Raw genomic sequence first — 24,184 nt, 5'->3', positions numbered from 1 at the left:
CTTCGCAGCCTCGCTATAGCTCGACAACTCCTACAAGTGATCTCCATAGGCGGGAGAAGATGTCTGGCTTCGAATGACATCAAATTGTCATCTACTCACCACTTGTCTGCCACATTCCCTCGCTACTGTCCTCGCCAATGAGATCGATCTCAAGCGAGTGACAATGACTGACTTGAAAGACGTTGCACGGCTGGCTGGCGTATCTCGCGCCACCGCCGCCCGCACCTTTGCTTCCCCCGACCAGGTGCGCCCGACCACCCGTGAACAGGTGTTCGCTGCCGCCCGTGAATTGGGGTTCCGGCCCAATCTGCTGGGTCGCCAGTTGCGCCTGCAAACCACCCAGTTGATTGGTGTGGTGGTGCCCAACCTGCTCAACCCGGTGTTCGCCGAACAGTTCCAGGCCATGGAGCGCGCCGCGCGGTTGCGAGGCTACAGCCTGTTGCTGGCCACCACCGACTACAACAGCGAGCGCGAGAGCATTGTGGTGGAAGAACTGCTGCGCCAACGGGTCGACGGCCTGGTGCTGACGGTCACCGATGCCGAGAGCAATGCCGTGCTCAGCAGCCTGAACACCGAGCAAACCCCGTTTGTGCTGGCTTATCACCAACCGAGCAACCCCAACTACAGCGCCGTGTCGGTGGACAACCGTGCCGGCATGGCCCTGGCCACCCGTTATTTGCTGGAGGCCGGGCACCGCCGCATCAGCATGGTCGCCGGCCCCGCGTTGCAGTCCGACCGGGCGCGCCTGCGCTACGCCGGTTACTGCGACGCCATGAACGAATACGGCCTCGACAGCCGCCCGGTGATCGAAATGCCGGCCCACACCCAAGCTGAATTCGCCGCGATCGAACCGTTCCTGCAAGGTCCGGACGCGCCCACCGCCCTGGTGTGCTCCAACGATTTCCTGGCCATCAGCCTGATCGCCGAACTGCGCCGCAACCGCTGGAACGTCCCCGAACAACTCTCGGTGATGGGCTTTGACGGCATCAGCCTCGGCACCCAGATGCACCCGACCCTGTGCAGCGTGGTGCAGCCCATCGCGCTGCTTGCCAGCACCGTGATTGACCAGTTGCTGGCGCAGATCGCTGGCAACGACCCGATATCCCATTGCTTGCCTTGTCATATCCGGCCGGGCGACAGCACCCAACCCCATGAGGAGACGCCTGATGCGCGCGTTCAGTAAAACCCTGGCAGCTGTGCTGCTGTGTGGTGCCGCCAGCCTGACCCAGGCTGCCGAAACTGCTATCTGCTACAACTGCCCGCCCGACTGGGCCGACTGGGGCACCCAGCTCAAGGCCATCGCCGCCAGCACCGGCGTGCAGGTGCCGCTGGACAACAAGAACTCCGGCCAGTCCCTGGCGCAGCTGGTTGCCGAAAAAGCCGCGCCCGTGGCCGACGTCGTGTATTACGGCGTGACCTTCGGCCTGCAAGCGCAGAAGGCGGATGTAGTGGGCACCTACAAACCCAAGGCCTGGGACCAGATTCCTGCCGGTTTGAAAGACCCGGCCGGCCACTGGTTCGCAATCCACTCCGGCACCTTGGGCATCATGGTCAACGTCGATGCGCTGGGTGGTTTGCCGGTGCCGCAAAGCTGGGCCGACCTGCTCAAGCCTGAGTACAAAGGCATGGTTGGCTACCTCGACCCGTCCAGCGCGTTTGTCGGCTACGTCTCGGCCGTGGCGATCAACCGCGCCATGGGCGGCGACCTGGACAACTTCGCGCCGGCCATCGACTACTTCCAGAAACTGGCGAAAAACGCCCCCATCGTGCCCAAGCAAACCGCGTATGCGCGGGTGCTGTCGGGTGAGCTGCCCATCCTGGTGGACTACGACTTCAACGCCTACCGCGCCCGCTACAAGGACAACGCCAACGTCGCCTTCGTGATCCCCCAGGAAGGCAGCATCAGCGTGCCCTACGTGATGAGCCTGGTGGCCAACGCACCACACCGCGCCAATGCCGAGAAAGTCCTCGACTTCGTGCTGTCGGACGAAGGCCAGGCACTCTGGGCCAAGGCCTACCTGCGCCCGGTGCGCCCGATGAAAATGCCGGCTGACGTGGCGGCACAGTTCCTGCCTGACAGCGACTACGCCCGCGCCGGTGTGGTGGACTACGAAAAAATGGCCGCTGTGCAGGAAGCCTTCGCCGCCCGTTACCTGAACGAGGTCAAGTAAGTGGCAGCGTCCGCAAAACACGCAAGCTGGGCCTTGGCTCCCGCGTTTGCTGTGCTGCTCGCATTCTGGCTGTTGCCGCTGGCGCACCTGGTGCTGCTTGGCGCCGAGAGCCGCGACGCCAATGGCAGCGGCTATTGGCAGGTGCTCAGCAGCGCGCAGTACCTGGGCAGCCTGGGGCAAACCCTGGTCCTGGCCGTGGTGGTGACGCTGGTCGCATTGGTGATCGGCGGCATCAGTGGCGTGTTCCTCGCCCGGCACCAGTTCTTCGGTCGCTCGGCGTTGGTGGCGCTGCTCACTTTTCCCTTGGCCTTTCCCGGCGTGGTGGTGGGTTTCCTGGTGATCCTGCTGGCCGGCCGCCAAGGCTTGCTGGCTTCACTGGGCCTGCAACTGGCCGGTGAGCGCTGGATATTCGCCTACTCGCTGGCGGGACTGTTCGTGGGCTACCTGTACTTCTCGATTCCGCGGGTGATTCTCACGGTGATGGCGGCGTGCGAGAGCCTCGACCGCAGCCTGGAGGAGGCTGCGCATTCCCTGGGTGCGGGGCTTTGGCGCGTGGTGTGCGACGTGATCGTACCGGGTTTGGCGCCTGCGTTGGCGTCGTGCGGGGCGATCTGTTTTGCCACGTCCATGGGCGCCTTCGGCACGGCCTTTACCTTGGGCACGCGGCTCAATGTCACCCCGGTGGCGATCTACAACGTGTTCACCAACTACGCCAACTTTGCCGTCGCCGCTGCGTTGTCGGTGGTGCTGGGCGCGGTGACCTGGGCGGTGTTGCTGCTCACCCGGCGCCTGGTGAAAAACGCGGGGACTGTGCTGTGAAACGTTCATCGCTGTTTGTGATTCAACTGCTGTTCACCTTGCTGGTGTGCGCCTTCATGCTGGTGCCGGTGCTGATGTCATTGCTGGCCGGTTTAACCCGCAACTTCTTCGTCGGCCTGTCGAGCGGCTTGACCTTCGACTGGCTGGTCCAGGTGTGGCAAGCCTATTCGCCCACCGTGTGGCTGTCGCTGCAACTGGCCCTGGCTTGCGCGGTGTGCGTCTGCGTGATCGGCGTACCGGCGGCCTACGCTCTGGTGCGCATGAACAACCGCTTCAGCCGTGCCTTCGAAGAGTTGATGGTGCTGCCGGTGGCCATGCCCGGCTTGGCCAGTGCACTGGCCTTGCTGTTGACCTACGGCCAGTTCGGCAGCTTTCGCAGCAGCTGGCTGTTCATCCTGGTTGGCCATGTGCTGTTCACCTTGCCGTTCCTGGTGCGCCCGGTGATGGCGGTGATGCAGCGCCAGCAACTGCCGGTGCTGGAAGAGGCTGCCGCCAGCCTTGGCGCGGGGCCGATCAAGCGCTTTTTCAGCGTGGTGGTGCCCAACTGCCGGGCCGGGATCCTGGCCGGTGTGCTGATGGTGGTGACCTTGTCCCTGGGTGAATTCAACCTGACCTGGATGCTCCACACGCCCATGACCAAGACGCTGCCGGTGGGCCTGGCCGACAGCTACGCCTCGGCGCGCCTGGAAATCGCCAGCGCCTACACCCTTATCTTTTTGCTGATGATCGTGCCGCTGCTGATTGCGCTGCAGGCCATCAGTGCCCGTTTGTCCCGTGGAGAGCGTCGATGACCGCTATCACTATCCGCCTGCAAGGCTGTCGCAAGGCGTTCGCCGACGGCACCGTGGCCGTGCATGACCTGAACCTGACCGTCGAAGGCGGCGAGACCCTGGCGATCCTGGGCCCATCGGGCTGCGGCAAGACCACCACCTTGCGCCTGATCGCCGGCCTTGAGCGCCCGGACGTGGGCCAGGTGCTGTTCGGTGATCAGGACGTGACCCGCCTGCCCATCGAGCGCCGCGACGTGGGCATGGTGTTCCAGAACTACGCGCTGTTTCCCAACCTGGATGTGGCGGGGAATATCGTCTACGGCTTGAAGATTCGCGGCATGGCCGCGCTGGAGCGCAACAAGCGCTGCGATGAACTGCTGGAACTGGTGGGCTTGCAGAATCATGGCAAGCGCAGCATCCATGAGTTGTCGGGCGGCCAGCGCCAGCGCGTGGCGTTGGCCCGCGCCTTGGCCCCACGCCCGAAAGTGTTGTTGTTGGACGAACCCCTGGCCGCCCTCGATGCGCAACTGCGCGAACGCCTGCGCAGCGAACTCAATGAGCTGCTGCGCGGCCTCGGCATCACCTCTGTGTTCGTTACCCATGACCAGGGCGAAGCCATGGCCCTGGGCGACCGGATCCTGGTGATGGAGCAGGGGCGTGTCGCGCAGTTGGCGAGCCCGCGGGAGATCTACCAGAAACCGGCCAATGCGTTCGTCGCGGGCTTTGTCGGCAACCTCAATGCCTTCCCGGTGATCGCGTCGTCGGCCCATGGTTTGAAAGTCTGCGGCGGCGAGTTGCCGTGGCATGCGGCCGAGCGGCCCAGCACGGTGTATTGCCGCCCCGAACACCTGAAGGTGATGGAGAGCGAAGGACACTTGCACGGCCACCTGCTGGCGCAGTTCTTCCAGGGCGCGCAAAGCCGTTTGCTGGTGGAGGTGGGCGGCCCGCAACCGCTGCTGGTGGACAGCAGCGACAACCAGCTCTACGCCGTCGGCGCACCGATTGCCCTGGCGATTGCGCCGCACATGTTGTTTACCCTGAATGCTTGAGACTCTATTAGTGAATCGTCCGTTTCTCGTCGCGCAGATCAGCGACCTGCACCTCAAAGCCGGCCAGCGCCTCACCTATGGGGTGGTCGATACCCTGGGCGCGCTGCGCCGTGCCGTCGACCATTTGAACGCCAGCCACCCACGGCCCGACATCGTGGTCATCAGTGGCGACCTGGTGGACTTCGGCCGTGCCGATGAATATGCCGTGTTGCACCCCGAACTCGCACGCCTGCACATGCCGTGCTACTTGGTGCCGGGTAACCACGACACGCGTGGGCCGTTGTTGGACGCATTTGCGGATCACGCTTACTTGCCAGCGTCGGCCGACGGCCCGCTGGACTGGGTGGTGGACCAACATCCGCTGCGCTTGATCGGCCTGGACTCGACCATCCCCGGTGGCCACGGCGGGCAGTTGCTCGACAGCCAATTGCAGTGGCTCGACGAACAGTTGGCACTGCGCCCCGACGCGCCCACTTTGCTGATCCTGCACCACCCGCCGTTTATCAGCGGCATCGGCCATATGGATCGCGAACCCTTTATCAACGCCGCCGCCCTGGAGCGTGTGGTCGCTCGTCACCCGCAGGTGGAGCGCCTGCTCTGCGGGCATTTGCATCGCCCGATGCAGCGGCGTTTCGGTGGCAGCCTGAGTTGTGTGTGCCCGGGCACTTCGCACCAGATTGTGCTCGATTTGCAGGATGCGGCCCCTGCGCATTTCAACCTGGAACCGGCCGGTTACCTGCTGCACCGCTGGGATCAATCCCAAGGGTTGATCAGCCACAACGCGGTGTTCGGGGACTACCCGGGGCCGTACCCGTTTTATGACGCTCATGGATTGATTGACTAGCCGTTTACGGAGGTCCACTTCGCACAACTAAGTCGCTAACCGTTAGTTAACGCACCGGCCAACCCGAGTTTGGCCGAGTGCTTCCTGCTGCCTATTTTTTGCGCCCGGAACTTGAATTCCGCGCCGGAGCTCGTCCTGATGAAAGCTACTTTGAATGTATTAAGCGTATTGACCGGTACCTTGGGCGTGGCCCTGAGCCCCTTGGCCTCGGCTGATTTCCTGGGGGACAGCAAAGCCAACTTGAACATGCGCAACTTCTACTTCAATAACGATAACCGTGACGGTGCTGCGGCACCGTCGAAGACCGAAGAGTGGGGTCAGGCATTTATCCTCAACTATCAGTCGGGCTTTACCGACGGCACGGTCGGCTTTGGCCTGGATGCGATCGGCATGCTCGGCGTGACCCTCGACAGCGGCGCCGGCCGCCATGTGGGCAGTTCGATGATCCCCAACGATGACGGCAAGGCTGCCGACAGCTGGGCCCGTGGCGGCGCAACGGCCAAGGCGCGTTTCGCCCAGAGCGAACTGCGCTACGGTTACCTGCGGCCGAACCTGCCGATCCTGGTGAGTAACGATGGCCGCCTGTTGCCGCAGTCGTTCGAAGGCGGGCAGATCACCAGCAAGGACATCGACAACCTGACCCTGATCGGCGGCCAGCTGCAACACACCACCGGACGCGGTTCCAGTGACCGCAGTGGGTTGGCGGCGGCGGGCGGCACCCAGGAAAGCAATAAATTCAACTACGCCGGCGCCGATTACCAGGTGACCAAGGACCTGATGGTCCAGTACTACTACGCCAACCTTGAGGATTATTACCAACAACACTTTGCCGGGTTGATCCACGTGTTGCCGCTGGGTGATTACGGCTCGTTGAAAACCGACCTGCGCTACTTCAAGACCACCTCCGACGGCAAAAACAGCAGCGCGGCCGGGCGCGCCGAAGGCTACAAGTTCGGTGGCTATACCAAGAACGGCACGGGTGAAATCGACAACAACACCTGGAGTGCGGCGTTCATCTATTCGCTCGGCCCGCACGCCATCACGGCGGGTTACCAGCAAGTGTCGGACGACAGCAACTTCGCCCAGCTCAACCAGGGTGGTCTGGTGAACAAAGGGGAGGGCGGCTCCAGCCTCTACCTCTACACCGACCGCACCGTGCAGACCTTCATCCAGGCCGGCGAGCGCACGGCGTTTGCGCAATACGCCTACGACTTCGTCGCACTGGGCCTGCCGGGGCTGAAGGCGTCGGTGATGTACCTCAAGGGCGACCATATCCTCACCACCGCCGGCAACAACGCCAGCGAATGGGAGCGGGATATCTCCCTGGATTACGTGGTGCAGAGCGGCACGTTCAAGAACGTCGGGTTTGGCTGGCGCAACGGCGTATCGCGCAGCGAAGTCGCACGGGACCAGGACCAGAACCGCGTATTCGTCAGCTACTCGATCCCCCTGCTATAAACCCGATCTTTGTAGTGAGCGGGCTCGCCCCGCGCCGCGCCAGCCCAGACACCGCCCATTCACAGGAGAAATCGGGTGCCTGAGACAACGCGGCGCGGGGCAAGCCCGCTCACTACAAAGGGTGATAACTGGCATCAAGACACCAGGCGGCCAATCTCGGCCAGCGCCAAGGCAAGGGCACCGATACTGAGCAAGGTGAAGACCAGCGCAACCACGTGCGCCAACACGACCGTCAACGGGTGCATGGTGTGCTTCCTGAAATGTTGAGGAAGCACGATTATGAAAAGCCCCTGCCAGCGGATACAGACGCTGGCGGATATTTCAGTGATAAGCAAAACCCAAGGTTTACGCCACCCGGTTCCTGCCCGCGCCCTTGGCCTGGTAGAGCTGCATGTCGGCGCGCTTGAGCAGTGCCGAGGAGTCGCGGTCCGACGGCTCGGCCACGCCTACGCCAATGCTGACCGTCACATGGCCCACCGTGGGGAATTTCGCGGCGGCCACGGCGGCGCGGATTTTTTCGGCGACCACCTCGGGGCTGTCCGGTTCTTCGACTTCGGGCAGCAACACCGCGAACTCTTCACCGCCATACCGCGCGACAAAGTCGGTGGCGCGGGTGGTGCTTTCGATCAGGGCGGCGAGTTGGCAGAGCACGTCGTCACCCACAGCGTGCCCGTAGGTATCGTTGACCCGTTTGAAGTAATCGGCGTCGATCAACAGCAGGGCGAAGGTGCGTCCGGTACGCTGGAACAGCAGGCTGTTTTCGGCGAGCTTTTCGTCGAAGCGGCGGCGGTTGTAGACCCCGGTCAGCGCGTCGTGAGTGGCCAGTTTCAACAGGTCGGCGTTGGCTTGGGTCAGGTCGGCCGTGCGTTGAGCCACCGTTGCTTCAAGGGACGCATTGGCCTCCTGCAACTCACGTTCCTTGTGGAGCAACGATTGGGTCATACGGCTGATGGACTGCCCCAGTTGGGCGATCTCCAGCACCGGATGCTCCTGGGAAAACACCGCGCCGGGTTGCTGCTCCTGCACGAGCTTGGCGGACTTTGCCAGGCGCTCGATCGGCCGGCTCAGGGTCAGTGCCAGGTAGTACGCCACCAGGCCGAACACGATGGCGGCGAGCACGCCCAGGATCAGCAATTTGTACAACAGCACCCGCGCCGGTTGCAGGGCGATGTCCAGCGGCTGGCGCACCACGATGTACCACGACAGGTTGGCATTGGACGGGCTCGGCACCGCCACCGAGGCCGTCACGTAGCCGTTGCCGGTGGTCCAGCCGGAAGGTGAGTGCAGATTGGCTTGGGGCATTTGTTCGCCCGCGAGGATCTCGGGGTACAGCACCTTGCCGTCGAAGTCGATGATCAGCGCTTGCAGGCTGGGCGCGGCGTCCTTTTGCATCACCGCCGCATCGACGATCTGGGTCACCCAGCGCCAGTGCGCATGGGCGCCGAGCACGCCGATGGTTTCGCCCTTGGCGTTGCGGATCGGCGCGGCAAAGTCGATGAAGCGCAGCGGCTCACCCTTGGCCGCACTCGGCAGCAGCTTGGCGAGCAACACGGCTTCGTGGGGATCACCGGTGTATTCCCCGCGCATGCCCGCCTGGAACCACGGGCGTTGCTGCACCGATTGGTTGACCAGCAACCCCTTCACCGCCTGGCGTACCCGGCCCTCGGCGTCGGCTACGCCCATCCACGCGTACTCCGCGCGTGACTGGGTACGCAGCTCCATCAAGGTCATGATGTCCGGCGCGTCCAGGTCGCCCTGGCGGAACAACGGCGCCTTGCTCAGTAACGACACTTCCAGCTGCCGTTCGCGCAATTGCACCGCCAGCAGCGCCGCGCTGGAACGGGCGGTGCTGAGCAGGGCGTTGCCGCTGGCCTGCTTCACCTGTTCAGTGGCGATATGCCCCACGTAAAAGCCCACGATCAGCAAAGTGAGCAACGATAAACCGGCAAACCACAGGGTCAGGTGAGTACGCAGACTGGCTTTGAGCATTGGGCACGTTCACAGGCTAGGTGTCATTACATGGTAGGCGTAATCTCAGCCCCGGTGCCAGTTGTGATTGTTCGGCCCACCCGCTGCCGCGCCAACCTACGAACGTACAAGAATCCCCCCGACAGGCCTCAGTAGACTCGCCGCACTCCCTCTACTGCAGGTTTTCCATGGACATTTTCCTCTACGCATTCAGCGTCATGTACAGCCCCGGCCCGGTGAATTTCATGGGCCTCAATGCCGGGCTCACCGGCCAGTTCCGGCGCTCCACCGGGTTTTTCATCGGCGTGGGCTGCGCGATGCTGGTGCTGTTCGTGCTGTTTGGCTACACCGGCGAGGCGATCATCTCCCAGGCTGCACTGCCGTACATTTCGTTGGTGGGCGGTGTGTACACGCTGTACCTCGCGTACCAGGTGTTCACCGCGCGCACGGTGGTGGATGAAGCAGCTTCAACGGCGCCGACCAAGACCCTCACGTTCTGGAACGGGCTGGTGATCCAACTGCTCAACCCCAAGGGCATCATGGCGGTGCTGCCAATCACCAGTGTGATGCTGCCGGCAGCGCACATCACCGGCGTGTCGATTGCGTTGGTGTCGGCGGTGCTGGCCTTTGGCGCTTTTGGTGCGCCGTGGGTGTACGCACTGCTCGGGGCTGGGCTGGGGCGGCGCATCAACGGCACCTCGGCGTTCACCGTGTTCAACCGGTGCATGGGGATTGCGCTGGCGGTTTGCGCGTACTTCATGTTTCACGCGTTCTACGTGCACATCGTGTAGGCGCTGGGTCCCTGCTGCGATCCGACAAGCCACCCCACAGTTGACCGAGTACACCCGCGGATCTGCCCTCACTGTAGGAGCCGGCTTGCCGGCGATAGCGATCCATCAGCCAGCAGAGTTGCAGCTGAGCCACCGCCATCGCAGGCAAGCCAGCTCCCACAGGGTGGGCGGCTACAGGTATTTGAGCCAGGCCAAGTCGCGGCGGCGCGCCTTGAGCCCGGCGAACCAGCGCACGGGTGGATACAGCGCCAGTGGCAGCAACAGCGCCACCAGCCACACGGCGCCGATGCTGTCGAAGCCGAAATAGTTGCCGTGATTGAGACCAAACAGCGCCACACAGGCGACATACAGGATTTTCAGCACATACAGGTGCAGCAGATAAAAGAACATTGGCGCAGCGCCGAAAGTGGCGAGCAGGGCGATCCAGCGTTTGTGCCCCGCGCGTTCAAAGGCCAGTAACAGCAGCAGACCCACGCCCAAGGTCATCGCCAGAAACAACAGTGAAGGCGGGTACTTGGTCACGTTGAAAAAGCTCATCAGCGTGTACACGCTACTGTCGTAACTCAGCCAGGGTTTTTCACCGTAGCCATTGAATATTCGCACCACACCAAATCCGATCAGCGCCCCCACACCCGCCAGCAGCAGATAACGCTGACGCCTCGCCGGCTGCATGCCGTTGGCAAACCACGGGCCCAGTCCGTAACCCAGGGCAATCACGCCGATCCACGGCAGCACCGGGTAGGTGGTGCGCAATCGCAGGGTGTCACTCACGTCGATCCAACTGCGTTCGTGCAAGATCGCCCACAGGTTTTGCAGGGCCGAGCCAGGCGCGAAGTGCACGCCATCCAACAGGTTGTGGCCGGCGATGATCAGCAGCGCCAAACCTATCAATAACGAACGCGGCAACCACACCAGTGCGGCAAGAGCGAGCATGCTCACACCGATGGCCCAGATCACTTGCAGGTAGATCACGCTCGGCGGCAGTTGGAAGGTCCAGGCGAAGTTGACCAGGGTGAACTCCAGCACCACCAGAAACAGCCCGCGCTTGAACAAAAATGCCGATACATCCCCGCGGCCCTGGTATTTCTGGCCGTACAACCACGCCGACAAACCCGTGAGCAGCACGAACACCGGCGCGCACAGGTGGGTGAGGGTGCGGCTGATAAACAGGGCCGGTTCGGTGCTGTCGAGGGTCATCGGGTCGCTGACCTGGCGGTGCAGCAGGAACGTTTCGCGCACGTGGTCCAGCAACATGAACAGGATCACCAGGCCACGCAGGGCGTCGATGGAAAGCAGGCGTTGGCGCAGGGGGACAGCGTCGGTCATGGGCGAAGGTCACAGGTCAGGCGAAAAATTGGCGTTATCCTATAACATTAATTAATGCGTTGCCGGGCTCTGTGGCTGCAATTAGAATGCGATCAATTCTTAATTACTGCCGGGTTCCGGGTGATCTGCATGTCGTCTTCGCTCAATCTGCCTCTCCAGGCGCTGTACTGCGAACACCACGGATGGTTGTACCGCTGGCTCGACCGCAAGCTGGGCAACGCCAGCGACGCGGCCGACCTGGCCCATGACACCTTCATGCGCCTGCTCACGCGCCAGAACCCCGCCGGCTATGGCAACGAGCCGCGCGCCTTGCTCACTCACATCGCCAAGGGCCTGATGATCGACAGCTGGCGCCGCCAGGAAGTCGAGCGCGCTTATCTGGAAACCATCGCCCATCTGCCGGAGCAGCATGTTCCGTCACCGGAAACCCGCTGGTTGATCCTTGAGGCGCTGTACCGCATCGAAGCCATGCTGCGCGATTTACCCGAGAAAACCCGCCAGGCGTTCCTGTTGTCGCAGATCGATGGCCTGACCTACCCGCAGATCGCCGATGAGCTGAAGGTGTCGCTGGCCTCGGTCAAGCGCTACATGCGCGATGCCTTCCTCGCGTGCCTGAGCGTGGCATGAACCCGTCCATCGACCCGCAGATCCTCGGCGAAGCCGCCGACTGGATGGTGCAACTGCAGTCCGGCAGCGCCACCGACGAAGACCGCCGCGCCGTGGCCCAATGGCAGGGCCGCAGTGCCCAGCACGCCCAAGCCTGGCAGCGCGCGGAAGCGATATTGGGTGACTTCAACAGCGTGCCCGGGGCCATCGCCGGCGAGACCCTCAAGCGCATCGGCCGCAAACCATCCCTGGGCCGGCGCCAGGCACTCGGTCTGTTGTTGCTGGCCGGCCCTGCAGCGTGGCTGGCGTACCAACACAAGCCCTGGCAAGCCTGGACGGCCGACCAGCACACGGCTATCGGCGAACAGCGCACCCTCACCTTGCCCGACGGCACACGGCTGCTGATCAACACCAACAGCTCGTTGAATATCGCCTTCACCGACCAGGTGCGGCGCATCGAGTTGCTGCAGGGCGAGGTGATGATCACCACCGCCAAAGACCCTGCGCCGACGCATCGCCCATTTATCGTGCAGACCCGCCACGGCACAGCTCGTGCCCTGGGAACGCATTTCAGCGTGCGTGTGGGCGAGCAGAGCAGCCGCGTCGCCGTGCTTGAGGGGGCCGTGGAAATGCTGCCGGAACGAGCCAGCCGTGGGGTGGTCCTCAAGGCCGGTGAGCAGAGCGCGTTTGGCCGCGACCGTGTGGCGGCGGTGGAACCGTTGGCGGTCAGCGCGACCACCTGGGAGAACGGCATGCTGCTGGCCCAGCACATGCGCCTGGCGGATTTGCTCGACGAACTGGGCCGCTATCGCCCCGGCGTGTTGCGCTGCCATGAACGTGTGGCGGGCTTGACCGTTTCGGGTGCGTTCCCGTTGCGCGACACCGACGCCAGCCTGCGTTTGCTGCAGGAAACCTTGCCGGTGAAGATCAGCAGCCTGACCGGCTACTGGGTGACCGTCGAACCGCGCTGAATTTTTTTCACTGTTCGCTGAGACCTTTTTCGTTGTCGCCCGGTGTAGGGGAATAACCCTCACCTTTGCACCGCGCCAACAGGAATGCCCATGACCGCCAGCCCGCACCCCATTCGCCCCTTGAAAGCCTTGAGCCTGGCTGTTGCCCTGGCGGCCATCGCACCGTTGCACAGCGTGCTGGCCGCCGAGGAAGCGTCCACCCACGCGGCACGCAGCTACACCGTCGCGCCGGGGCCGTTGGGCAATGTGTTGGCGCAGTTCGCGGCGTTGTCCGGCGTGCCGTTGTCGTTTGACTCCACGCTGCTCAATGACCAGCAGAGCCCCGGCCTGCACGGCGACTTCACCGCTCAGTCAGGTTTGCTGCACTTGCTCCAAGGCAGCGGCTACACCTTGCAAGGCACTGCCACCCAGGGCTACACCGTGGTGCCGGAGGCCAATGGCGCGGCGGTGCAATTGGGCGCGACCACCATCAGCGGCGAGGGGAGCGGGGCGCAGGCAGACACCTATGGCGGCGGCCAGGTGGCGCGGTCGGCGCGCCTGGGTGTGTTGGGCAACCGTTCGATCAACGATGTGCCGTTCAGCGTGGTCAGCTACACCGCCAAAACCATTGCCGACCAGCAGGCGCGCACCGTGGGTGATGTGCTGCTCAACGATGCTTCGGTGCGCCAGTCCTCGGGGTTTGGCAACTTCTCCCAGATGTTCATCATTCGCGGTTTGCCGCTGAACACCGATGACATTGCCTTCAATGGCCTCTACGGCGTGCTGCCCCGGCAGATCATCACCACCGAAGCCCTGGAGCGCGTGGAGTTGTTCAAGGGCCCCAACGCCTTCGTCAACGGCGTGTCTCCAGCTGGCACGGGCATCGGCGGCAGCGTCAACCTGGTGCCCAAGCGCGCCGAAGACACGCCGACCCGCAGCGTCAGCCTCGACTACGCCAGCGACGGCCAGACCGGTGGCCACCTCGACCTGGGCCAGCGTTTTGGGGAAGACAACCGCTTCGGTGCGCGGGTCAACCTGGCCAGGCACGGGGGCGACACGGCCATTGATGACGAAAACAAAAGCTCGCAGCTGGTGGCCATTGCCCTGGACTACCGCGGCGATCGCCTACGCGTGTCCACCGACTTCGGCTACCAGAAAGAACGCATCAACAACGGGCGCTCCGTGGTGTACCCCAACGGCACCCAAGTGCCCAAGGCGCCCTCGGCCAAGCACAACTATGCCCAGGACTGGAGCTGGTCGGAGCTGGAAGACACCTACGGCATGTTCAACGCCGAGTACGATCTCACGGACAGCTGGACGGCCTATGTGGGTGGCGGTGCCAAACACACGCGGGAGAACGGCGAGTATTCGTCGCTGTACGTGGGCAACGATGGCAGCGGGCGCGTGGGTTTCCTCTATTCGCCCCACGACGAAGACAACAAGAGCGCCATGGCCGGTTTGAACGGGCACTTCGACACCGGGCCGGTGACCCACCAGATGAACCTCGGTTTGTCGGGCATCTGGGGTGAGCAGCGTTCGGCGTTCGAGGCGATCACCCAGGCCAACCGCAAGCCGGGCAACCTGTACAACCCGACCCAGATTCCGCGTCCTACCGTGACCTACTTCGGCAGCGACATTCACGACCCGCGCGTGGTCGGCAAGAACCGCATCAAGAGCGCCGCCGCCTCCGACACCCTGGGCTTTCTCGATGACCGCGTCCTGCTGACCGTGGGCCTGCGCCGCCAGACCATCGAAGTGGACGCGTGGAACACCACCACCGGTGCGCGCAATGCCAACTACGACAAGTCGATCACTACGCCGGTGTATGGCCTGGTGCTCAAGCCGTGGGAGCACGTGTCGTTCTACGCCAACCGCATCGAAGGGCTGGCCCAGGGGCCGACGTCGCCGTCTACGGGGGTGGCCAACCCCAACGTCACCTTCGCGCCCAAGCGCAGCAAGCAGACCGAAGCCGGGATCAAGCTGGATTGGGACAGCTACGGCGCGACGCTCGGGGTTTACCGGATCGAGCAGCCGAACAACGCCACCTCGCGCTTGCCGGGCAATAGTCTGGATACGTTCAGCGTCGATGGCCTGCAAATCAACAAAGGCGTGGAGCTGAATGTATTCGGTGAACCCATCGACGGCCTGCGCTTGCTGACCGGTGCGACCTGGATGCACACCGAACAACAGAACACCTCCAACGGCCTGAGCGACGGTAACCGTGTGGCTGGCGTGCCGCGTTATCAGTTCAACGTGGGGGCCGATTGGGACGTGCCGGGCATCCAGGGCGCGGCGGTCAACGCGCGGCTGTTGCGTACTGGAGGCGAGTACGTCAATGCGACCAACACCCTGGATATTCCGGCCTGGACCCGCGTCGACCTCGGTGCCCGTTATGGCTTCAAGGCCGACGACAAGACCATCACCCTGCGCGCCAACCTTGAGAACGTGGCGAACAAGGCGTATTGGGCCTCGGCTTCGACGGCCAATAACTACCTGACCCAGGGGGAGCCGCGCACGCTCAAGGTTTCGGCTACTGTCGACTTCTAACCCTTCCTGGTGTTTGGGGCGACGCTGCGCGGGGCAAGCCCGCTCACTACAACGGCGCTGTTGTAGTGAGCGGGCTTGCCCCGCGCCGCGTCATCCCAGGCACCGCGTCACAACGGGTGGCTGGTCTCAAGCTGGTCATACCGCTTCACCCGATACAACACCACCGACGCCCCCCAACTCACCACAAAAATCCCAATGATGAGGTACCCAAGCAGCCCGAAGCTGTCATTCAAGCTGCCGATAAACGCCCAGAACTCCCCCTTGAGTTCCAACTGGTCCGAGATCAGCCCCAGCGCCTCGATGCTGCCGATGACCACCGCCACCACTACCGACACCAGGGTAATGCTCATGTTGTAGTAGATCTTGCGGATCGGCTTCAGGTACGCCCAGCCGTAGGCACCGAGCATCAGGTGCCCGTCGAGGGTGTCCACCAGGGACATGCCGGCGCTGAACAGCAGCGGGAACACCATGATCGACCACGGCGACAACCCTTGCGCCGCCTGCGTGGCGGAGATGCCCAGCAGGGCGATTTCGGTGGCGGTGTCAAACCCCAGGCCAAACAGGAACCCCAGCGGGTACAGGTGCCAACTGCGGCTGATCAGGCGGAACAACGGGCGAAAGATCCGCGCCATGAACCCCCGGTCGGCCAGCAGCAGGTTGAAGTCTTCCTCTACGTACGCGCCGCCTTGGCGCACATGGCGCCAGGCCTGGTAGATCGAGCGCAGGATCACCAGGTTCATCAGCGCGATCACCAGCAGGAACAGCGCCGAGACCGAGGTGCCGATCACGCCGCCCACGGCCTTGAATACTTCGAAATGCTCCTTGAGGGTCGCCGCCGTAAAGGCCACGGCGATGGACGCCAGCACCACCACCGAGGAATGCCCCAGGGAGAAAAAGAACCCCACTGCCACCGGGCGTTTTTGCTCCTGCATCAGCTTGCGGGTGGCGTTGTCGATGGCCGCGATGTGGTCGGCGTCTACCGCGTGGCGCAGGCCGAAGCTGTAGGCGAGCAGGGCGGTGCCCAACAACACCGGGTGCGCGTGAAACGCCGCCAGTGCCCAAAGCCAGGCACCCACGTTGAGGGCGATCAACACGCCATAGATGCCGAATAATTTGCCACGGACCTGGCTGTTCGAATCACTGAAAACCTGGGCAAGACGGTGGATCATCAGGTAAACCCTATTAGGCAATGGCGCGACCGCTCCGACGCAGGAACGGCTCCGGGTGCTGAAATGCTTCAGGCACCCGGAAACGTTAATGGATTCGGCACGCGCCTATGATGAAATCTGCGGGTTGAACAGGGGATTGAGGATGAACACGAACGGACAGTCTGCTCAAGCGGTACTGGAATTCTGGACACAGGCGGGGCCCAAGCGCTGGTTCGCCAAAGATGCGGCGTTTGACGCGACGTTTCGCGACACCTTCTACACCACCCACCTGCTAGCGGCGCGGCGTGAACTGGAAGGCTGGCTGGACACGGCGCAGGGCGCGCTGGCGTTGCTGATCCTGCTGGACCAGTACCCGCGCAATGCGTTTCGCGGCACGGCGCACATGTTTGCCACCGACCCGTTGGCCCGCCTGTATGCACGGCGGATGGTGGACGCGGGCCTGGATCAGCAGATCGAACCGGCGTTGCGCGCGTTCTGCTATTTGCCGTTCGAACACTCCGAAGACAAGGCCGACCAGCAACGTTCGATCGCCCTCAACCAGCACCTGGACGCCAACACCTTCCACTGGGCCAAGGAGCACGCCGACATCATTGAGCGGTTCGGGCGCTTTCCCCATCGCAATGAGGTGCTGGCCAGGCCCACCACCGAGGAGGAACGTGTGTTTCTCGACGCCGGTGGCTTTGCGGGCTAAGCCTCGACAGGCAGCGGGATTTCTTTGGCGCCGGCGGGGCGAAAGCGCCGCAGGCCCTTGAGGTCGACGGCCCAGCGCAGGGCTTCGGTGGCCGAAGGGCGCGGGCCGTGGCTGATCGCCTGGGCCTCCTTGGTGAGGTTGGCGAGATACCCTTTTGCGCCGCCGCGCTCGCTCCAGTAGTGGGTGTGGCTGAGCCAGGAGCGGGCGAGCCAGCCTTTCCATTTGCCCACGGTCACCGGCAAGTCCAGCACACCGGCGCCCATCACCGGGCTCACCGGGCCGCTGACAATGTCGCCAAACAAACCCAAGGGCGCCGGAAAGTAGAGGTTGGTCCAGCGCGTCACCGCAAAGGCCGCCGCGTGGTGCAGGTACTGCGGGGTGAACGGCTTTTGCCCGAGCATCACCGCCTGGCGCGCGTTGTAGCCGTAGCCCTTGGTGTCTTCGGTGGGCGGGCAGGCGGGGGCTTCGCGGCGTTCCATGCGCTGCTTGAAATCACTGACGCTACGGCCCAGCAACAAGCTCGCGTGGGCCATGGGGCTGCCGACCGTGACCAGGTCGGTGATGCGCCAGGGGTTGCCCAGGCTGCGCTGTTCGATGAACGCCTGGGCCTGCTGTTCGCGAAACCTGAAGAGGCTGCCCAGGCTGCCATCCAGTGCGGCGCCAGCGGCGTGCAGGGTTTCGTTGATCACCGGTTGCAGCGGCTCGTTGTCGGCGTATCGCTCGGCCAACTCGCGATTGCTGGGGATCACCTTGGTCAGTTGGTCGTGATGTTCATGCCACAGGTAGCCGACGATATCGTAGGCAATCACGCTGCCCAGGCTGTGGCCGACCACGATGATGCGGTCGTAGTCGCCTTTGTTGTGCAAGGCGCGCAGCAACGCTACGCCGTCGGCGCGGATCTGTTCGCGCACCACCACATTCTGCGGGTTGGGGCTGAGGTAGCGGGCGGCGTCGCCCAGGTACGACAGGGCGGAATAGCGCAGACCCAGGCCGACGGCGCCCATCAGCAGCGGGACCAGGGCGAAAGGGTTGTCGTGGTGCTCGAACTTGCCCCAGGCGGTGGCCAGGGTGCCGGTGGCCACCAGCAGCAGGAACAGCATCACGGTCCAGCGCGTGGTGCGCCAGATCGGCACGATGGCGTCTGGAATGTCGCGGCGCGGGCGCTTGAAGATGTCCCACAGCCAACCCAGCAAGTGCCCGACCTTGGTGCCCTGCATCTTGTGGGCCCAGTAATATTCGTAGAAGTCGGTGGTGGTGCGTCCCGATGACTTCAACACGCGCAGGTCGAAATTGCGTGACAGCCGGTCCGGCTTGCTCCAGTAGAAGGGCGTGCCGTCGGGCGTGTCGGCGGGGATCATCGCTTCCACGAAGCCGCGCAAGGTGTCCATCGGGCGCTGTTCGCCGATGCCGTGGATGACCACAACCGCTTGTTTCATGTGCTGATCATTCCTTGAAAGCTCATTCCTTGAGAACCACGAGGGGCGGGGCGAATCGGCATTGTGGTCGATGGCCATAATATTGCCATCAACGCCGCTATTCCCGCCAGGAATGCCCCCATAAAAACCCTGCATTGTCATTCTAGTCGCCGATCTCGTAGCGTGGGCTTTCAACCAAGGAGTTCCGCCATGAGCCAAGCCCCGCTGCGCCTGTACGTTGATGTCCACTTCACCAGCCCCTACGCGATGTCGGTGTTTGTCACCTTGCTGGAAAAAGGCCTGGCGTTTGAAACGGTCACCCTGGACCTGGACGCTGCGCAGAACCAGGCGGCAGATTTTGCCCAGCTGTCCCTGACCCAGCGCGTGCCAACCCTTGAGGACGGCAACTTTGCGCTGTCGGAGTCGTCGGCGATATGCGAATACTTGGAAGAGGCCTATCCCGACGTGCCGGTCTACCCGGCCGACTTGCACCTGCGGGCGAGGGCGCGCCAGGTGCAGGCGTGGTTGCGCAGCGACATGCTGCCGATTCGCCAGGAGCGGTCGACACTGGTGGTGTTCTACGGGCAGACGATGCCACCGCTGTCACCCGTGGCCCAGGCTGCCGCCCGCAAGTTGATCGCGGCGGCGCAGGCGTTGCTGGCGGGTAACCCTGAGTACCTATTCGGCGAGTGGTCAATTGCCGACGTGGACCTGCCGGTGATGCTCAACCGGCTGATCCTCAACGGCGACCCGGTGCCGGCCGAGTTGGTGGACTACGCCCGCCGCCAGTGGCAGCGGCCATCGGTGCAGGCCTGGGTCAACCTGCAACGGCCTGCACTGTAGCGGTCACAGCCATTCCTGGGCCACGCGGCGGTCCAGGTCTTCCCAGTCAGCCATGCCCAATACCCGCGTGGTGTTCAAGCCACGCAGGTAGCCGCGCAGTTGTTGGGCGCTGGCGAAGGCCTGGTCGGCGTCGGCGGTTTCGTCCTGCAGCACGGCTTCATAGTCGACCAGGTAATCGGCGACCCGCTCACGAAACTCCGGCAAGACGGCTTCGCGGATACGGTCGAAGGTTTTCTGGTGAGGCTTCATGGCGGATCCTTATCGTTATAGTGAGGTCGGGCTACGCGACACTATCGGTTCAAATGATAGTCACCATCAAGGATCGCAAGTTCTGTTTTTACGCCATTAGTGGACAATTGCCCCATCGAGACGCCGCTCAAGGAGATCGCGCGATGAGGACTTTTATCCAACTGGGTTTGATGATGCTGATGGTGAGTGCCGTGGTGCTGACCAACCCGGCGATTGCCGATGATCTGCGTACAGGCCATTTGCTACCGATCGACGGTAGCGTAGACTCCCTGCAACGCGCGCAGTCGGTGGGTGTGTTGTACACCGAAAACACCCGCGACAACCTCAGCTACCTTGAGCGTTACCACACCATGGCCTTGAACGGCGCCAAGGATGCCCTCGATGGGCGCATCCGCCAGGCGTTCGTCAACAGCTCCGACCCGGAACTGGCCATTGATTGGTTGATGAGCTCGCTGCAGGGCACTTTTCTCTCGGTGACTGTCTATAGCAGCCTCGATGAACTGGTGCAGGCTCATCCCGATGTGGTGGTGATGCTCGATACCCATAACCAACTGTTGACCCAGCGTAACGATCAGGTCGAGGCGCGTTTTGTTGCACGGTTCTATGACGCGAACCTGCAATACATCGCCAAGGCCGAAGGTTCGGTGCGCAAACAGGTACCGTCGGTGTGGGTGCATGACAAGGCGGCGCCCGAGATTGCCGCCCAGATCGAGCAGCAGCGTGACGTACAACTCGATGCCTTGAAACAGTTTGATGCGTCGCTCAAAGCCTTGGTGCGTGCCGGCTGATGCGACCGACACTTTTTATCTATTCAGGATGCTCTATGCGCTCTTTTTTCGTCCCGGCCATGGCCTTTGCTTCATTGTTGCTGGCCGGTTGTGTGTCTGCCCCGAATGCACCGACGCTGACCCTGCAGTCGACCAAGACCCCCGAAGGTTACCTGCAATGCGTGTTGCCCAAGCTTGAAAAGCACGGCATCACTTCCACCGTGACCCAGAATTCGCGCCACGCCAAAGTGGTGCTCACCAGCAAATTTGCCGCGGATGACGTGCTGGAAGCCTACAAGTCCCAGGACGGCACCAAGGTGTTCCTGTACGAGCGCAAGCCGCTGGCGTCGACCATCACGCCGTCGCGCCTGGAGCAGGTCGCACAAGACTGCAAATAGTCTCAGGCAACACACATACCAATGTGGGAGGAGGCTTGCCCCCGAAAGCGGAGTGTCAGCCAATGAATAAGGTGGCAGATACACCGCAATCGGGGGCAAGCCCCCTCCCACAGTTTGGTTTGATACAAGGCTAGGGCTTGGCTTCGTGGCTGAAGGCATTCACGGTCTTGACCAGCCCTTGCGCGGCCAGCGCCACCAACTCACCGCCTTTTTCCACCGTCGCCAACGCCGGGTCCGAACCCATGCGCCCGTCGGGGAAGCGTGCGCGGAAGTCCAGCGCTTCGCGAATCGGCCCGGTGTTGGCGATCTGCGGTGAATACTCGGCGGTCTTGATCGACTCCGGGTAGGCCCATTGCGTCACCGCGATTTCCGATGGGGTGGCATGGCTACCATGGCCCACCGGGAACTGGCGCTGGGCCAGGTCGTTGACGCCTTCCAGGTCCCACCAGTTCACCAGCTTGAGCGCGAAGCCGGCCGGGCGACGGGCGAAACTCGCTTCGGCGTACAGTTCGGAAAACGCCGCCTCGATCGTGGCGATATTGCCGCCGTGGCCATTCAGAAACAGGATCTTCTCGAAACCATGCCCGGCCAGCGAGCGCACCCAGTCGCCAATGGCGGCGATAAAGGTGGAAGGGCGCAGGGAAATGGTGCCGGGAAAGCCCAGGTGGTGCTGGGCCATGCCGATGTTGAAGGTCGGCGCGATCAGGAGGTCGGCGTTGTTCTGCGCCTCATGGGCGATGATTTCCGGGCACATCCAGTCGGTGCCCAGCAGGCCGGTCGGGCCGTGTTGTTCGTTGGACCCGATGGGCACCACCACCGTGCGGCTACGTTCCAGAAATTGCCCGATCTCGATCCAGGTGGATTTATGTAGAAGCATTCGACGCTCTCTTTTAGCTATGGGGACAGGCTATCCACCACGGATTGTACGACTACTCGCCACCTGTTGGGGCTTGCAGTTGAGATAGGTCGAAGACTTCAGCCAGCGCTGGTCCGGGTACCACGAAAACATGAACTGCCCATCCTTGAGCTTGTCCACCACCTGGCGGGCCACCTGCGGGCGCACGGCCGGGCAACCCTGGCTGCGGCCGATGCGACCTTCGCGCTTGCTCCAGGCCGGGTTGACGTAGTCGGCGGCGTGAATCACCAAGGCGCGGTCGCGGGCCTGGTCATTGAAGCCCGGCTCAAGGCCATCCATGCGCAGCGAATACCCATGGGTGCCCAGGTAACTCTCCTGGGTGCGGAACAAGCCCAGGCTGGATTGGTGGCTGCCCTCGCGGTTGGAGAACTGGGTGGCGAAGTTTTCCCCGGATTTGGCGCCGTGGGCCACCAGGTCGCGCAGTACGAGGGTCTTCTTGCGCAAATCGAAGATCCACAGGCGACGGGCGGTCGAGGGCTGGGAGTAGTCAATGACGGCGAGGCGCTCGGAGCGTTCCTCGCCGTTGTTGACCGCGCACTGCACCGCGCTCAGGGCGCTTTTAAGCACAGTGGGATTGAGTTCTGGAGCCGAGCGCGCGAGGCTGCTATACAAGGTAGGAGGGTTGCCATTGGCGGCGAGCGCAGAATTGCTCAATACAGCCAGGCCCATGGAAATCAGACCCAGGGTGATCGGGCCTAACCGGTACATAAAAGTCAGCATCTGCAGTACATCCCCCCGCTGCGGATTGGAGTGAAGCCAAGTGTTCAAAAAACACGCATGTTACTTGAGCATTTGCCTGCTCGTTGCACCACTGGTCGCGACAGCCGATGAGGTGCCCCTGGCCGCCGTGCCCGTGCTTTCTGTCAGCCCGGTGCAACAGGCCCTCGCTCAGTTAGCCAGCGTTTGCCCCGACCTCGCCCCCCACATCGACCCGGCCGCCCAGTTGCGGCTGCAAGCGTTCTATCAGCAGCAGGGCGATGTGCCGTTGTGGTCCGAGGCCGAGCGCCGCCAAGCGCTGAATGCCCAGTTGCTGATGCTGGCGGATGACGGCCTGGACCCCACCCACTATAGCCTGCCTGCGGCAGATGCCACGGCCAACGTGCTGTGCATCGATATCGGCACCAGCCAGCAGTACCTGCAAGCCTTGCAGGATTTGCACTACGGGCGTCTCCAGCAATCGCGTTTCGAGCCGTTGTGGCATTCCCAACCACCGGCCCGCGACGCCAACACCGAAGTGCTCGCCTTCGCCGCCACGGGCCTGCAAGACATGGCGCAAGCCTTCGACCAGGCGCGGCCCAGCGCCGATTTGTATCGCAGTTTGCGTAATGCCTATTCCGCCGTGCGTCTGCAGCCCTTGCCGCATTGGGACCCGGTAGCCACCGGCCCATTGCTGCGCCCCGGCATGGAAGACCCCCGCGTGCCGGAACTGGCGCGGCGGCTGATCAGTGGCGGCTACCTGGCCAAGGCACCGAGCGGCAAGCAATACCGCGACGACCTGGTCAAGGCGGTCAAGGCGTTCCAGCTCAGCCACTCGTTGCAAGCTGATGGCGTGATCGGCACCGGCACCGTGGCCGAACTCAATATCAGCCCGGCGATTCGCCGCGACCAGTTGCGTATCAACCTCGAACGTTTCCGCTGGCTGGCCCAGGACCTGGAGCCCGAAGGGGTGGTAGTCAACGTCGCCGCGGCGCAACTGAGTGTCTACCAGAGCGGCATTCCCGTGTGGCAGACCCGCCTGCAAGTCGGCCGCGCCGAACGCCAGACGCCGCTGCTCAAGTCACGTATCACCCGGCTGACCCTTAACCCCACCTGGACCATCCCGCCCACCATCATGCGCGAGGACAAACTCCCGGCCATCCGCCTCAACCCCGAATACCTGCGCCAGCAAAACCTGCAAGTGCTCGACGCCCAGGGCCACCCGCTGGCGCCGGACCAGGTGGACTGGTCCCGTCCCGGCAACATCCTCCTGCGCCAGGAAGCTGGCCCGCGCAACCCGCTGGGCAAGATCGTGATGCGCTTTCCCAACCCGTACTCGGTGTACCTGCACGACACGCCGAGCCAGCCGCTGTTTACCAAAGGGCCACGGGCGTTCAGTTCAGGCTGTGTGCGGGTTGAACAGCCACTGATGCTACGCGACCTGCTGGTAAGCCCGGCCGAACGCACGCGCACCGATGAACTGCTGGCCACCGGCCTGACCCACGAATTCCGGCTGGCCACGCCAGTGCCAGTGTTGCTGGGGTACTGGACGGTGGAGGTCAATCGCGACGGCGGGCTGGTCTACGCACCCGACATCTACGGACGCGACCCCGTGCTGATCAAGGCCATGGGCACCGTGCTCTAACACATCCCCCTAACGCGGTCTGTAGTGGGGGGGGGGGGGGGGGGGGGGGGGGGGGGGGGGGGGGGGGGGGGGGGGGGGGGGGGGGGGGGGGGGGGG

General features: G+C 63.3%; 23 protein-coding genes. 16 read left to right on the top strand and 7 right to left on the bottom strand.

Features of this window, described 5'->3' with window-relative positions; genetic code table 11:
• Positions 1-163: 163 nt before the first annotated feature.
• From AC07OV_RS05645 to AC07OV_RS05615, 7 genes are all read left to right on the top strand, one after another.
• On the top strand, positions 164-1,183 hold the full coding sequence (locus tag AC07OV_RS05645; RefSeq protein WP_176995643.1) for a LacI family DNA-binding transcriptional regulator: 1,020 nt from the start codon (positions 164-166) through the stop codon (positions 1,181-1,183).
• Positions 1,167-2,171 (top strand): ABC transporter substrate-binding protein, encoded by a 1,005-nt coding sequence (locus AC07OV_RS05640; RefSeq protein ID WP_495091754.1) that lies wholly within the window; start codon positions 1,167-1,169, stop codon positions 2,169-2,171. Before AC07OV_RS05645 ends, AC07OV_RS05640 begins: the two co-directional genes overlap by 17 nt.
• The gene (locus AC07OV_RS05635) at positions 2,172-2,990 is read left to right on the top strand and encodes an ABC transporter permease (protein WP_494996933.1); all 819 of its coding nucleotides are present in this window, start codon (positions 2,172-2,174) and stop codon (positions 2,988-2,990) included.
• Positions 2,987-3,781 carry an ABC transporter permease gene (locus tag AC07OV_RS05630; protein WP_259174840.1) on the top strand — a complete coding sequence of 265 codons (795 nt, stop codon included), beginning with the start codon at positions 2,987-2,989 and terminating at the stop codon, positions 3,779-3,781. Before AC07OV_RS05635 ends, AC07OV_RS05630 begins: the two co-directional genes overlap by 4 nt.
• Positions 3,778-4,809: an ABC transporter ATP-binding protein gene (locus tag AC07OV_RS05625; RefSeq protein WP_259174839.1), complete on the top strand. Its 1,032-nt coding sequence runs from the start codon at positions 3,778-3,780 to the stop codon at positions 4,807-4,809. The genes AC07OV_RS05630 and AC07OV_RS05625 overlap by 4 nt, the downstream gene beginning before the upstream one ends.
• Before the next feature lie 10 nt (positions 4,810-4,819).
• Positions 4,820-5,653, top strand: coding sequence for a phosphodiesterase (locus tag AC07OV_RS05620; protein ID WP_495091753.1), 834 nt, complete (start codon positions 4,820-4,822; stop codon positions 5,651-5,653).
• Between the two features lie 138 nt (positions 5,654-5,791).
• Positions 5,792-7,111, top strand: coding sequence for an OprD family porin (locus tag AC07OV_RS05615; RefSeq protein WP_495091752.1), 1,320 nt, complete (start codon positions 5,792-5,794; stop codon positions 7,109-7,111).
• A 345-nt stretch (positions 7,112-7,456) separates the two neighbouring features.
• On the opposite strand, the gene AC07OV_RS05610 is transcribed toward AC07OV_RS05615, so the two are convergent.
• Complete coding sequence (locus AC07OV_RS05610) at positions 7,457-9,100, bottom strand: sensor domain-containing diguanylate cyclase (protein ID WP_494996938.1); 1,644 nt, start codon at positions 9,098-9,100, stop codon at positions 7,457-7,459.
• A gap of 167 nt (positions 9,101-9,267) precedes the next feature.
• Between AC07OV_RS05610 and AC07OV_RS05605 the strand changes: the two genes are divergently transcribed.
• On the top strand, positions 9,268-9,870 hold the full coding sequence (locus tag AC07OV_RS05605; RefSeq protein ID WP_178922228.1) for a LysE family translocator: 603 nt from the start codon (positions 9,268-9,270) through the stop codon (positions 9,868-9,870).
• 171 nt (positions 9,871-10,041) lie between these two features.
• Here the strand turns inward: AC07OV_RS05605 and AC07OV_RS05600 are convergent, their stop codons facing one another.
• Positions 10,042-11,196, bottom strand: coding sequence for an acetyltransferase domain-containing protein (locus AC07OV_RS05600; protein ID WP_495091751.1), 1,155 nt, complete (start codon positions 11,194-11,196; stop codon positions 10,042-10,044).
• Positions 11,197-11,325: 129 nt separating this feature from the next.
• Here AC07OV_RS05600 and AC07OV_RS05595 point away from each other — a divergent pair, with 129 nt between their 5' ends.
• The 3 genes from AC07OV_RS05595 (at position 11,326) to AC07OV_RS05585 (ending at position 15,299) form a co-directional block, all read left to right on the top strand.
• A complete protein-coding gene (locus AC07OV_RS05595) occupies positions 11,326-11,823 on the top strand; it encodes a sigma-70 family RNA polymerase sigma factor (RefSeq protein ID WP_176995653.1) in 498 nt (165 codons plus the stop codon).
• On the top strand, positions 11,820-12,773 hold the full coding sequence (locus AC07OV_RS05590; protein ID WP_494996941.1) for a FecR domain-containing protein: 954 nt from the start codon (positions 11,820-11,822) through the stop codon (positions 12,771-12,773). Before AC07OV_RS05595 ends, AC07OV_RS05590 begins: the two co-directional genes overlap by 4 nt.
• Positions 12,774-12,863: 90 nt before the next feature.
• The gene (locus AC07OV_RS05585; protein ID WP_495091750.1) at positions 12,864-15,299 is read left to right on the top strand and encodes a TonB-dependent siderophore receptor; all 2,436 of its coding nucleotides are present in this window, start codon (positions 12,864-12,866) and stop codon (positions 15,297-15,299) included.
• 107 nt (positions 15,300-15,406) lie between these two features.
• Here AC07OV_RS05585 and AC07OV_RS05580 read toward each other — a convergent pair whose 3' ends face one another.
• Positions 15,407-16,468: a HoxN/HupN/NixA family nickel/cobalt transporter gene (locus tag AC07OV_RS05580; protein ID WP_495091749.1), complete on the bottom strand. Its 1,062-nt coding sequence runs from the start codon at positions 16,466-16,468 to the stop codon at positions 15,407-15,409.
• A gap of 142 nt (positions 16,469-16,610) precedes the next feature.
• Between AC07OV_RS05580 and AC07OV_RS05575 the strand changes: the two genes are divergently transcribed.
• Positions 16,611-17,159: a DUF924 family protein gene (locus AC07OV_RS05575; RefSeq protein WP_495091748.1), complete on the top strand. Its 549-nt coding sequence runs from the start codon at positions 16,611-16,613 to the stop codon at positions 17,157-17,159.
• On the opposite strand, the gene AC07OV_RS05570 is transcribed toward AC07OV_RS05575, so the two are convergent.
• Positions 17,156-18,595, bottom strand: a complete 1,440-nt coding sequence (locus AC07OV_RS05570) for an alpha/beta hydrolase family protein (protein WP_495091747.1) — start codon at positions 18,593-18,595, stop codon at positions 17,156-17,158. The genes AC07OV_RS05575 and AC07OV_RS05570 overlap by 4 nt on opposite strands.
• A 189-nt stretch (positions 18,596-18,784) precedes the next feature.
• On the opposite strand from AC07OV_RS05570, the gene yfcF reads away from it, so the two are divergent.
• On the top strand, positions 18,785-19,417 hold the full coding sequence (gene yfcF, locus AC07OV_RS05565; RefSeq protein WP_495091746.1) for a glutathione transferase: 633 nt from the start codon (positions 18,785-18,787) through the stop codon (positions 19,415-19,417).
• A 3-nt stretch (positions 19,418-19,420) separates the two neighbouring features.
• Here yfcF and AC07OV_RS05560 read toward each other — a convergent pair whose 3' ends face one another.
• The gene (locus AC07OV_RS05560) at positions 19,421-19,666 is read right to left on the bottom strand and encodes a hypothetical protein (RefSeq protein ID WP_494996947.1); all 246 of its coding nucleotides are present in this window, start codon (positions 19,664-19,666) and stop codon (positions 19,421-19,423) included.
• A 143-nt stretch (positions 19,667-19,809) separates the two neighbouring features.
• Between AC07OV_RS05560 and AC07OV_RS05555 the strand changes: the two genes are divergently transcribed.
• Positions 19,810-20,454 (top strand): ATPase, encoded by a 645-nt coding sequence (locus AC07OV_RS05555; RefSeq protein WP_176995661.1) that lies wholly within the window; start codon positions 19,810-19,812, stop codon positions 20,452-20,454.
• Between the two features lie 35 nt (positions 20,455-20,489).
• Positions 20,490-20,831, top strand: a complete 342-nt coding sequence (locus AC07OV_RS05550) for a YajG family lipoprotein (protein WP_176995662.1) — start codon at positions 20,490-20,492, stop codon at positions 20,829-20,831.
• Positions 20,832-20,961: 130 nt separating this feature from the next.
• On the opposite strand, the gene AC07OV_RS05545 is transcribed toward AC07OV_RS05550, so the two are convergent.
• On the bottom strand, positions 20,962-21,708 hold the full coding sequence (locus AC07OV_RS05545) for a creatininase family protein (protein ID WP_495091745.1): 747 nt from the start codon (positions 21,706-21,708) through the stop codon (positions 20,962-20,964).
• Between the two features lie 30 nt (positions 21,709-21,738).
• Complete coding sequence (locus tag AC07OV_RS05540; protein WP_176995664.1) at positions 21,739-22,467, bottom strand: murein L,D-transpeptidase catalytic domain family protein; 729 nt, start codon at positions 22,465-22,467, stop codon at positions 21,739-21,741.
• A gap of 40 nt (positions 22,468-22,507) precedes the next feature.
• Between AC07OV_RS05540 and AC07OV_RS05535 the strand changes: the two genes are divergently transcribed.
• Positions 22,508-24,088, top strand: a complete 1,581-nt coding sequence (locus AC07OV_RS05535) for a L,D-transpeptidase family protein (RefSeq protein WP_495091744.1) — start codon at positions 22,508-22,510, stop codon at positions 24,086-24,088.
• Positions 24,089-24,184 lie beyond the last annotated feature (96 nt).

Source organism: Pseudomonas sp. GW821-FHT09A09 (assembly GCF_059418405.1).
This window is presented reverse-complemented; position numbering and strand designations above follow the sequence as displayed.